The organism is Enhygromyxa salina, from assembly GCF_002994635.1.
GTDB classification, from domain to species: Bacteria; Myxococcota_A; Polyangia; order Nannocystales; family Nannocystaceae; genus Plesiocystis; species Plesiocystis salina_B.
Map to the genome: position 1 here is coordinate 73137 of NZ_PVNL01000051.1, position 10633 is coordinate 83769.

The window sequence follows — 10633 nt, forward strand, 5'->3', positions numbered from 1 at the left end:
GGAAATCGGGTACGCTGGCGCGGCGACCCATGCCCCCATCCGACCACGAGCTTCGCGTCACGCAACCTCAGGATGAGGACGTTGCGGTCATCGTTCCGGCGGCCGAGCCGGATCTGACAGGGGCCGTGCTGCTCGATCGCTACCGTGTGATCAGCAAGCTCGGCGCGGGGGGCATGGGCACGGTGTACCTCGGCGAGCACAGCACGATCGGCAAGCGGGTTGCGATCAAGGTGCTCAGCAGCCAGTACGCGCACCGGGCCGACCTCGTTCAGCGGTTCTTGACCGAGGCTCGCGCGGCTTCGATGATCCCGCAGCAGAACGTCGTCGAGATCACCGATTTTGGCGCCACGCCCGGCAACTCGGTGTGCTTCGTGATGGAGTTCCTCGATGGCGAGGACCTCGGCGCGCTGGTCAAGCGCGAGGGGCCGGTCGGATGGGACCGGGTCCGCCACTTCACGCTGCAGATCTGCCGAGCGCTGGACGCCGCCCACGCCGCTGGGGTCATCCACCGGGACATGAAGCCCGAGAATTGTTTTCGCGTCAGGCGGGACAAGGACGAGGACTTCGTCAAGGTGCTCGACTTCGGCATCGCCAAGGTCCAGACCGGCGAGCAGAGCGGGCCTGGGCTCACCCAGACCGGGATGATCTTCGGGACCCCGGAGTACATGTCCCCCGAGCAGGCCCAGGGCGAGCACGTCGATCATCGCGTCGACGTCTACGCCCTCGGCGTGATCATGTTCGAGCTGTTGGTCGGGCGGGTGCCGTTCACGGGCGGGACCTTCATGGGGATCCTGTCCAAGCAGATGTTCGACGTGCCGCCGCGGCCCTCGGACCTGGTCCCCGACGCAGGGATCCCGCCCGAGGCCGAGGCGATCGTGCTCAAGGCCATGCAAAAGGATCCGGCGTACCGGTTCCAGACCATGGCGGAGATGATCACGGCGATCGAGGCGGTCGGCACCGGAGCCGGCGCGGTCGAGATCGTGCCGGAGTCTGTCGCCCGGCCCGCGAGCGGGCCGACTGGCTTTGCTCAGGCTCCGCAGGGGTCGACCACCGCGGCGCCAGAGCTCGCGCTCGCGGACGAGCGCGAGGGCAGCCGCCGCGGCTTGCGGGCGGTGATCGGGGTCGTGCTCGCGGCTGCTGCGATCGTGTATCTGTCGGTTCGGCCGCCGGGCGAGCTCGAGGCAGAGATCGACGACGAAGTCGCCGAGGCGCCCGCCAGCGATCCCACCCCAGAGGCCGAGCCGGCGGCGGCGGTCGTCGATCCGCCCGCGGTCGAGCCCGCGCCACCGGCCATCGTCAGCGTGCTGATCGCGACCAACGTGCCCGCGCAGATCCTCGACGCCCGCGATCGAGCGATCTACGGCACGAGCCTGGGGGACGACACCGAGCCATCCGCGGGGATCGAGCTCGAGCGCTCGGACCAGCCGATCCAGCTGATTCTGAGCGCCGAGGGCTACGTCGAGCTCCCGATCGAGGTCTTGCCCGATCGTGATCAAAAGAACTATCAGTACGAGCTCGTCGCGGTCGAGGCCGTGCCCGAGGCCAAGCCCAGCACGTCCAAGCGACCGCGCAGCTCGACTCCCGAACCCGAAGCCGCGCCCGAGCAACCGCCCAAGCCCAGTCAGCAATTACCGGCCCAGGGCAGCAACGACGGCGACGTCAAGAACCCGTTCATCAAGTGATCCTGATCGATCGTCGTGCCTGGCTCCGCCAGCTGTTGTTGATCCGTGGCACCTCGCTGGTCTGGACCTGGAAGCGGGTCTCGCTCGCGACCGGCGTGGCGACCATCGCCACGGTGCTGCATCAGCTGCACGGCGGCAGCTCGGCGATCGATCTGTCGCCGCTGCCGTTCACGCTGATCGGTCTGGCGCTCTCGATCTTCCTCGGGTTCCGCAACAACACCAGCTACGATCGGTTCTGGGAGGGTCGCAAGCTGTGGGGCTCGCTGGTCAACGTCGCCCGCTCGTTCACGCGCCAGCTGCTCACGCTGGTCGGGCCACGCATGGTCGACGCGAACTGTGATCATCGCGCGGGCGTGGGCGAGGCGGCCGAGATGCAGGCGGTTCGCCACGCCCTGGTCCACGCGTTGATCGCCTACGTCCACGCGCTGCGCCACCACCTGCGCGATGAAGACGGGCTCGAGCAGCTGCACGGCTTGCTGCCCCCCGAGCTGCTGGCCTCGCTCGCGTCCGAGCACAACCGCCCGGTCGCGATCACCCAGTGGATCGGCGATCAGCTGCGGGGGCTGTACGATCGCGGCTGGATCCATGCTCACCATCTGACCGTGCTCGAGGCCAGCCTCACCGAGATCACCGCGGTCCAGGGCGCGTGCGAGCGGATCAAGTCGACGCCGATCCCCGCCAGCTACACGGTGCTGATCCACCGGATCGTCGTGCTCTACTGTGTCGGGCTGCCGTTCGGAATTTTGTCGACGGTCGGGACCATGACCCCGGTCGTGGTGGCGATCGTCGCCTACGCGTTCTACGGCCTCGACGCGGTCGGCACCGAGATCGAAGATCCGTTCGGGCTCGACCCCAATGATCTGCCGCTGTCGGCGCTGTCGCGGATGATCGAGGTCAACTTGCGCCAGCGCCTCGGCGAGCAGGAGCTGCCGCCCTTGCTCGAGCCGGTGGATGGGATACTCCAATGAGCGTGACGACTGTGCGCAACGCACCGGCCGCTCGCGTGGCGGGTCTCCTCGGCGCTTGCCTGATCGCGTGCTTGGGCCTGGGCTCCGGCTGTGGGTGGAAGCTTGAGACCCGCGAGGCCCCGTCTGCCCTGGGGCAAGCGGCTGACGGCGGGCCAGCGGACGCGGGGGCGCGCGCGGTCGCGGCCGCGTTCTCCCTGCCCAACGATGACGGCAGCCACGTCAGCCTCGACGATCTGCTGGCCGAGGGCCGACCGGCGGTGTTGGTGTTCTATCGCGGGCACTGGTGACCTTTTTGTCGTGACCAGCTCGGGAAGCTGGCAAGGGAGAAGCCGCGGTTCGACGAGCTCGGGGTCCGCGTGGTTGCGATCAGCGCTGACTCTGCGGCGGACTCCAAGCGGCTGCGCGAGCGGCTGGGCCTGAACTTCCCGCTGCTCACCGACGAAGGCGTCGCGGTGGCCTCGGCCTACGGGGTCGCGATGAAGGGGGAGGACATCGCGGTCCCGGCCACCTTCGTGATCATGCCCAACCGCGAGGTGTTCTGGCACTACGTGGGCGAGACCCCGGCGGATCGGCCCGGCAAGCTCGCCGTGATCGAGCAGCTCGAGGCCGCGCTGGCCGAGCTCGCCGGGTCCTGAGGCGGGTCTCAGCTGCGACCAAGCGCGACCGCGAGGTCGTCACCGAGCTCGAAGATCGCCTTTTTGTTGGCCGGGCTGGCCCCGCCCATGGTCAAGAACCCGTGGATCAGCCGCTCGTGGCAGCGATAGTCGACGCTGACGCCCGCCTCGCGCAGGGCGTCGGCGTACGCGGCACCCTCGTCGCGCAGCGGGTCGAAGCCGGCGGTGCGGATCAGCGCAGGCGCGAGGCCATCGAAGCGCGCCGCGCTCAGCGGTGAGACCAGCGGGTTCGCGGCGTCCTCGGGACCGCGCAGGTAGTGATCGTGAAACCAGTCGATCATCTTGGTGGTCAGCAGCGCGCCCTCGCCGAACTGCGTGCGTGAAGCAAAGCGCGCGTTGCACTGCGTCATGGGGTACAGCAGCGCTTGCACCGTTGGCTGGGGCAGGTCGGCGTCGCGCAGGCGATGGCACAAGCCCGCGCACAGGTTGGCGCCCGCCGAGTCGCCGCCGATCGCAACTCGATCTGGATCGACCCCGAGCTTGGCCGCGTGGGCTCGCACCCAGCTCAAGCTCGCGAGCGCGTCGTCGCTCGCGCTAGGAAATTTGTGCTCGGGGCTCTTGCGATAGTCGACGGCCACGACCACGCAGCCGATCCGGCTGGCCAGACACGCGCACGCGCTGGCGTGGGACTCGAGCCCGCCGATCACAAACCCGCCGCCGTGAAACCACAGCAACACAGGCAGCGACGCGGCCTGGGCGTGTGGGCGATACAGCCGCGCGGGCAGGGGGCCCCCGGGTCCGGGGATCTCGAGCTCGCGCTGCTCGGCCAGCGAGGTCGGCGGCAGGTCGACCGCGGCGCCGTCGGCCTGGAACCGGTGGCGGGCCTTCGCCGGGCTCAGGTGATGGAGCTCGCCGAGCTTGGCCAGCCGCATCAGCGAGAGCAGCACGTGGGTGTGGAGGTCCTGCTCGATCCCGCGGTCACTGCGGGGCGGGTCCCCGAAGCTGGCCCGCAGCAGTCGCTCGGGAGTGGCGGTCAGCGCCCGTACCCCGCCTCGCAGCAGGCGCTTCATGTCCCACCTGAACAACGGGTGAGCGCAACACGGCTTGTCGGGTGGCGATCGAACACGGGGCGTAGGTGTACCACCGCCCTGCGACCACCGCTGCGCTGATCTTTTGGGCGATGTGGTCGCGAGTCGTTCCCGTGTGGCTGCTGCGGTTGGTCCCGGCGCTCGTGTTAAGCTCTCCGCCATGGACCCCGCAGACGCCAACAGTCCGCGCCGGACGATGGCGTGGCTCGGTCCAGACGGGGCGTCGACGGAGCGCGCCGCCACGCCCAACCGGTCGCCTGCTCCAGCCAGATCGATGCGTTGGATAGCCAACCCTGGCGTCTCGCCGGCGGCTCCCCAGGTCGCCGCGGGGACACTGGCGAACGCGCCGGTCGAGCGCGGGTCTACGCGCCACCGCGGCGATCTCATCGGTGATCACTACCGGCTCGAACGGCCGCTGCGCGAGGCTGCGCTCACGCAGACGTGGGAGGCGACCAGCGTCGCGCTCGGGCGCGCGGTTGCGATTGAATTCTCGGATCCGCAGGCTCACCCGATCAGTGACGACTGGCTCGAGGTCGCGCGAACCCTCGCGCGCCTGCGTCACCCCCAGATCGTCGAGATCGGCGACTTTGGTCAGCTCCCGGATGGCACGGCCTACGTCGTCATGGAGCTGCTCGTCGGCGAGACCGTCGAGCAGCTGCTGCAGCGACGCGGGTGCGTGGCGTGGGCGCGGGCGGTTCAGATCATCGAGCAAGTCGGCTCGGCGCTGGCTGCAGCGCATCACGAGGGGGTCCTCCACGGCGATCTGCAGCCCAGCAGCGTCGTGTTGATCGACAGCGGTGACCGCAGTGACGCGGTGAAGGTCGTCGGTTTCCACCCGGCGCGCGCGCACGGTGGGGCGCCAGCGTTCATGAGCCCCGAGCAGTGTCGCGGCGAGCCGCCTGATCCACGCAGCGACGTCTACGCGATCGGCTGCCTGCTCCACGCCCTGATCGTCGGCGAGGCTCCGTTCTCGGGTGACCCCGAGCGGCTGCGCTGGCGGCATCTCAACGAGGCACCCAAGGCGCTCGGTGAGCGAGCGCCCCGGCAGTTCATCCCCGCCGAGCTCGAGGCCGTCGCCCGGCGGTGCCTGGAGAAGCAGCCAGCGCGCCGATTTGGCGACATCCCCGAGCTCATGGCTGAGCTGGCGGCGGTGTCCAGCTTCGCCGCCGCCGCCAACTTGGCCGCCGACGTCATCCGAGCGCCCGACGCGGCCGCGCGCCCGATGGGCTTCGCCGCGCGGCGACACCCCCAAGTATCGGCCTCACCGCCGGCCGCAGCGTCGGTCGCAGCCGTGCCTGCGGCCGCCCCCAAGCCCCAGCGAGCCTCGGATCCGCCGGACCAGCGCCGGGGTCCGTCGATCGGGGCGGTGGTCGGGACCGCGCTGGGCAGCGTGGCTGCGATCGTCGGGGTCGGACTCGGCGGTTGGTGGTTGGTGACGCGGTTGATCGCGGAGCCGCCGGTCGGCGTCGGCGAGCAAGCCGAACAGCTCGCTGCCCCCGCGGACCCACCAGCGAGCGCGCCCCGCGAGTCACCTTCACCCGCGATCGAGAGCCCGGCGGTGACCGAGGCTGATCGAGCGCAGCGCGGGTCAGGCACCGACGAGATCGCCAGCTCCGACGCCTCCGAGCCCGACGCGACCGACACGGTGAGCCCGACCAAGCCGGCCAGCGCCGCGCAAACGCCCAAGGTAAAGCCGAAGCCCGAGCCCGAGCCGAACCCCGAGCCGAGCGAGAAGCCCTCGCTAAAGCCCGACAGCAAGGCCAACGAGGGGATCGCCCACGACGACTTGGTCGATCCCTGGGAGTAGCTCAGATCAGCGGGCTCTTGAACATCGGTCGCTTGGGCGTATGGATGCCCATCTGCGCGTAGCTCTGGCGTAGATACGAGACCGAGAGCGCGTCGGGGTCGACGGCCGCGCCCGCTCGCCACGCGCTGACGGCCGCGCGCCACAGCCCGACCGCCGTCGGTCCCGGGCTGACGATGCTCTGCGCGCGCATGGACGTGGGCAGCTGGTCCGCGTAGGGCAGACACCCCGGCCCGAGCGGGGTCACGTCAGCGCCGCGGTGGTCGGGCGACAGGCTCGCAATCAACGCCGCGAGCTCGGTGACCTGCTCGTCGTCGAGCGGCTCGATCGTCGCGCCCACATCAAATAGCGCGCCGTAGACCTGGTCGCGGCGGGCGTCGAGCAGCGCGAGCACCCGGCCGTCGCGGCTCGTCGAGCCCGCGAGCGAGGCCAGGGTCGAGACCGGCACGGCGGGCACGCCAAGCCCGATCGCCAGGCCCTTGGCGGTGGCGACGGCGACCCGAGAGCCCGTGAACGTGCCGGGCCCGCGGCCGCACGCGATCACAGCGAGCTGCGCAGGCCCGATGCCCGCCCGCTCGAGCGCCGCGCCGAGCCGCAGGTGCAAGCGCGCCGACGTCTGGCTGCCCGGATCCTCGGACTCGTCTTCGATCACCAGCTCATCGCGCGGGTGGTCATCGTCATCCGGCGAGCTGACACGTCCAAGCGCCACGCAGGTGCGCGGGGCGGAGGCGTCGAGGCACAGCATCCATCGCATCGGCGTCGCTCAGTCCATCCAAAACCGCATCACGTCGTTGCGCAGGGCGATCAACATCAAGAGTAAGATGACGACCAGCCCGATCGCGCTGGCGATCTCGCGGGCCCGCTGGCCGAGCGGCTTGCGGCGGATCGCCTCGATCGTGAAGAACAACAGGTGGCCACCGTCGAGGATCGGGATCGGCAGCAGGTTCACGAACGCCAGGTTCAAGCTGATCAGCGCCATCAGCATCAGGAACTCGGTCGGCCCCTGCTCGGCGGCGGTGCCCGCAAACGCAAAGATCCCGACCACGGAGCTGAGCTCTTCGACGCCGCGCTGCAGCGTGATCATCTGGCGCAGCGCCGTCCACATCATCTCGAGCATGTAGACGGTCTCGCCCCACGAGGCCCGGGTCGCGTAGGTGAAGCGCCCCCGGATCGGCTCGAGGTCTGGCGCCTGGCTGATCCCGTACGGCTCGGCGCCCAGGAACAGGTAAGTGAACTCGGTCTTGTAGATGTCCTTGCGGGTGCGCAGGTCTTGCTTGACCGTCAGCTCGCGCGGCTCGCCGCCGAGCGACTGGACCAACAGCTTGACGGGCTTGTCCTGCGCACGATCGAGGATGTTGGCGATCGACTCCCAGCGCGTCACCGGCTGGCCGTCGATCTCGATCACGCGGTCGCCCGGCAGCAACCCGGCCCGGGCGGCCGGCGAGTCATGGTTGACCGCGCGCACGAAGGTGTTGGCGGGCAGCACCCCGGTCGGTGAGCTCGCTGGCGCCCCCGGCAGCCCGCGCCCGCGAGCCTCTTGCCGGGGCAGCAGCTGGGCGTGGTTGCTCTCGAACCACAGCAGCGTGCCCAGCTGAAACGCTGTCGCGTGGGGCCGCAGGTAGGTCAGTCGGACCAGCGAGTCGGGCGGCGTCGCGACCAGCGCCTGCAGCTCTTCGATCGTGCGCACGGGCTCGCCCTCGATCGAGGTGATCACATCGCCAGTCCGCAGCCCACCTTCGTAGGCAGGTGAGGTCGGATCGACGATGCCGATCTGCGGCGCATAAAAGTGCCCGTAGACACCCAGCACACCGCGCGGCTCGGGGACCCCGAGCGGGTTCTTCACGAAGGTCCGCCGCGGGGTCACGAACCGCTCGACTCGCTTGCCCTGCTTCTCGATCTCGATGCGCAGCTCGAGGTCTGGCGAGGCCGCGACCTTGGTCTGCATCTCTTTCCACGAGCGGACGTCGTCGCCGTCGATCTCGACGATCCGATCACCCGGCTCGAGCCCCGCGAGCGCGGCGGCCGAGCCATCGAGCACCGTGCCGATCACCGGCGGCGGCTGCAGGGCGTGGGTCAGGAAGAAGAAGAAATAGAGCAGGATCGGGACGATCAGGTTGGCGATTGGACCGGCCGCCAGGACCAGGTAGCGAGCCCACAGCGGCTTGTTGGACAGCGCCCGATCGCGGTCCTGCTCGGGTATCTCCTCGTGGGGGTTCTGCCCGAGCAAGGACACGTAGCCACCCAGGGGGATCGGCGCCAGGCAGTACTCGGTCTCGCCGATCGTCCGGCGTAGCAGCGGCGGCCCAAACCCGATCGAGAACCGCCCGACTTTGACATCCACGAGCTTGGCGGCCAGCAGGTGGCCGAGCTCGTGGATGAAGATCAGCGGTCCGATCAGGAGAATGAAGGCCAGGATCTTGGTCATCGCGCAGCTGCGAATTCTGCGCACGTCGGCGGGGTTGCCGACACGGCCGAGCCTTCATAGTCGAAGCGAGCGAGCAGGGCCATTGTACCCCGCGGCGTGGCCAGCAACATGGGGCGCTTTGCCTCAGTTGATGGCCCGCTGTTCCCGCGCGCGCGCCCGATCAGCGGTCAGACAATTAGCGCCTCCGCGGTAGCACAGGTAGCATCACGCCGTTGGCGCGAGCGCAGAAAGTCGAGTCGGCGCGGCTCACGATGGACATCCTCGACGACCTCGAGGAGGAGATCGAGCTGCTCAAGGTCGCGTACGAGCGCTACTTCAACGGCGTGGATCGGATCCCCCCGCGCCGGGAGCACGACGCCGTCAAGCTGCACGTCCGCAACATCGAGCGGATGCGCGGCGGCGTGACGGCGCTGCGCTTCCGCACCCAGACCCTCAAGGCTCGGATCGTCACCTACGAGCACTACTGGACCCGGATCCTGCGCCAGATCGAGCAGGGGACCTTCAAGCGCCTGCTGGCCGTGTCCGCCCGGCGCGAGCACGAAGCCCAGCGGCGCCGGGCCGAGGAAGAGGGGAGCGCCGCGGCACAGAGCGGGGTCCGGACCGTCGTCGACCCCAACCAGAGCGGGGTCCGGCCCAAGCTCGATCGCAACGCGGCGACGGCTTCGGGGACGGCTTCGGGGCGGGGCGCGGCGAGCCGCCAGCTGCCCTCGGGTGTCGACTCGCGCGAGGCTCGGGATCTCTTCAAGCAGTTCGTCGCAGCCAAGAAGGCCGCGGGCGAGTCTGTCAGCGGTCTCACCTACGGTCGCCTGGTCGACAAGCTGGCGCGAGAGGTGCCCAAACTACAAAAGAAACACGGCGACGAAATCCGCTTCGAGGTCGACACCTCTGGCGGCAAGGTCCGCCTCCGGGCCCGCAAGCGTCGCTCGGACCAGAAGGCCTCGTAAGAAAGAAAGCGAAGCGTTCCCCAGGCAGCCCCGACCTCGAGCCCGAGCGGAGCGAGGGTGGCGACGCGCGCGGAGGCGGAGCCGAGCACGGGTCGCGTCGGGGCTGCCTGGGGTACAAAAGAAAGCGAAGCGTTCCCCAGGCAGCCCCGACCTCGAGCCCGAGCGGAGCGAGGGTGGCGACGCGCGCGGAGGCGGAGCCGAGCACGGGTCGCGTCGGGGCTGCTTGGGGCACAGCAGCCTGGACGGATCTCTCCAGAGCTGGTTCACTCCAGCCGCGTGGACGGGCGGCTGAATCCCTCCCATCGTTCCGCGTCTGAGCCCCCCGACAAGAAGAGGTACATGATGCGAACCTACTTTTCATTGGCCATGGTCTCTGTCCTCGCGCTCGCCGGTTGTGCGAAGAAGCAAGTTGACGAGACCCAGAATCCCGACGGCGTCACCGATGCTGATGGCTCGGGCGACTCCGACTCCGCCTCATCAGGCACCAGCCGCGCGCGAGGATCCACGGCGACCCGCAGCGGCGGACGCAACACCAAGGCCCGCAAGGTCACCTCCAAGAAGCCGCCTCGCCCGATCGTCGTCCCCGACGAAAATGGGGGCGAAGAGGGGCCGAACGGGCTGCTGGCCGAGGGCTTCGCCGTCGCCGCCGTGAGCGCCGTCCCTGACTTCAGCACCCTCGGCGAGCCATCGAGCAGCTTCGTCGTCGCCAACCTCGACTTTGACGAGGACGACGCCGCCAACGGGTTCCCCGGCGATCCAAGCTTGACCTCCAACTACGCGCTCCGGTTCTCCGGATCGATCAACATCACCGAAGAGGCCGAGTACGAGCTGTGCCTCCACAGCGACGACGGCTCGCAGCTGCTGCTCGAGGACACGCTGCTGGTCGACAACGACGGCGTTCACGACGGCGCCGTCGAGACCTGCGAGCTGCTGTACCTCGCGCCCGGCGAGTACAGGCTGGAGATCCGCTACATCCAGGCTGACGGTCCGCTGATGACGATGCACTTCGCGTGGTCGATGGACGGCGGCGACAAGGTCATCGTCCCGACCGAGGTCCTGTTCAAGCCGGACGGCACGGCCGGCTAGTCCCCTGCAATTGAGATAGCTT

The 10633-nt window shown here is 69.3% G+C and carries 9 protein-coding genes and 1 pseudogene; 7 read left to right on the top strand and 3 right to left on the bottom strand.

Annotation, left to right across the window (positions count from 1 at the left end; genetic code table 11):
• The first annotated feature begins 29 nt into the window (after nt 1-29).
• From ENSA7_RS13190 to ENSA7_RS46005, 4 genes and pseudogenes are all read left to right on the top strand, one after another.
• Nucleotides 30-1682, top strand: coding sequence for a serine/threonine protein kinase (locus ENSA7_RS13190; protein ID WP_106089631.1), 1653 nt, complete (start codon nt 30-32; stop codon nt 1680-1682).
• Entirely contained in the window at nt 1679-2650 is a 972-nt protein-coding gene (locus tag ENSA7_RS13195) for a bestrophin family protein (protein ID WP_106089632.1), read from the top strand. Before ENSA7_RS13190 ends, ENSA7_RS13195 begins: the two co-directional genes overlap by 4 nt.
• Nucleotides 2647-2937 (top strand): redoxin domain-containing protein, encoded by a 291-nt coding sequence (locus ENSA7_RS46000; protein WP_106089633.1) that lies wholly within the window; start codon nt 2647-2649, stop codon nt 2935-2937. Before ENSA7_RS13195 ends, ENSA7_RS46000 begins: the two co-directional genes overlap by 4 nt.
• Nucleotides 2938-2949: 12 nt before the next feature.
• A pseudogene (locus tag ENSA7_RS46005) lies at nt 2950-3285 on the top strand (peroxiredoxin family protein); the annotation flags it as partial.
• A gap of 8 nt (nt 3286-3293) precedes the next feature.
• On the opposite strand, the gene ENSA7_RS13210 reads toward ENSA7_RS46005, so the two are convergent.
• On the bottom strand, nt 3294-4334 hold the full coding sequence (locus tag ENSA7_RS13210; RefSeq protein WP_181233702.1) for an alpha/beta hydrolase: 1041 nt from the start codon (nt 4332-4334) through the stop codon (nt 3294-3296).
• Nucleotides 4335-4626: 292 nt separating this feature from the next.
• Between ENSA7_RS13210 and ENSA7_RS13215 the strand changes: the two genes are divergently transcribed.
• Nucleotides 4627-6159 carry a serine/threonine-protein kinase gene (locus ENSA7_RS13215; RefSeq protein WP_181233703.1) on the top strand — a complete coding sequence of 511 codons (1533 nt, stop codon included), beginning with the start codon at nt 4627-4629 and terminating at the stop codon, nt 6157-6159.
• Between the two features lies 1 nt (nt 6160).
• Here ENSA7_RS13215 and tsaB read toward each other — a convergent pair whose 3' ends face one another.
• Together tsaB and rseP are read right to left on the bottom strand one after the other, a co-directional pair.
• Nucleotides 6161-6910, bottom strand: coding sequence for a tRNA (adenosine(37)-N6)-threonylcarbamoyltransferase complex dimerization subunit type 1 TsaB (gene tsaB, locus ENSA7_RS13220; protein ID WP_106089636.1), 750 nt, complete (start codon nt 6908-6910; stop codon nt 6161-6163).
• A 9-nt stretch (nt 6911-6919) separates the two neighbouring features.
• Nucleotides 6920-8581 carry an RIP metalloprotease RseP gene (rseP, locus tag ENSA7_RS13225; protein ID WP_106089637.1) on the bottom strand — a complete coding sequence of 554 codons (1662 nt, stop codon included), beginning with the start codon at nt 8579-8581 and terminating at the stop codon, nt 6920-6922.
• Nucleotides 8582-8793: 212 nt separating this feature from the next.
• Here rseP and ENSA7_RS13230 point away from each other — a divergent pair, with 212 nt between their 5' ends.
• Both ENSA7_RS13230 and ENSA7_RS13235 read left to right on the top strand, forming a co-directional pair.
• Complete coding sequence (locus tag ENSA7_RS13230) at nt 8794-9525, top strand: MXAN_5187 C-terminal domain-containing protein (RefSeq protein ID WP_106089638.1); 732 nt, start codon at nt 8794-8796, stop codon at nt 9523-9525.
• 366 nt (nt 9526-9891) lie between these two features.
• Nucleotides 9892-10611 (top strand): PA14 domain-containing protein, encoded by a 720-nt coding sequence (locus ENSA7_RS13235; RefSeq protein WP_181233704.1) that lies wholly within the window; start codon nt 9892-9894, stop codon nt 10609-10611.
• The last annotated feature ends 22 nt before the right edge of the window (nt 10612-10633 follow it).

Coding starts and splice junctions, on each gene's coding strand:
- tsaB (WP_106089636.1), bottom strand. CDS start 6,910: ATGCGATGGATGCTGTGCCTCGACGCCTCCGCCCCGCGCACCTGCGTG.
- ENSA7_RS13210 (WP_181233702.1), bottom strand. CDS start 4,334: ATGAAGCGCCTGCTGCGAGGCGGGGTACGGGCGCTGACCGCCACTCCC.
- ENSA7_RS13190 (WP_106089631.1), top strand. CDS start 30: ATGCCCCCATCCGACCACGAGCTTCGCGTCACGCAACCTCAGGATGAG.
- ENSA7_RS46000 (WP_106089633.1), top strand. CDS start 2,647: ATGAGCGTGACGACTGTGCGCAACGCACCGGCCGCTCGCGTGGCGGGT.
- rseP (WP_106089637.1), bottom strand. CDS start 8,581: ATGACCAAGATCCTGGCCTTCATTCTCCTGATCGGACCGCTGATCTTC.
- ENSA7_RS13235 (WP_181233704.1), top strand. CDS start 9,892: ATGGTCTCTGTCCTCGCGCTCGCCGGTTGTGCGAAGAAGCAAGTTGAC.
- ENSA7_RS13215 (WP_181233703.1), top strand. CDS start 4,627: ATGCGTTGGATAGCCAACCCTGGCGTCTCGCCGGCGGCTCCCCAGGTC.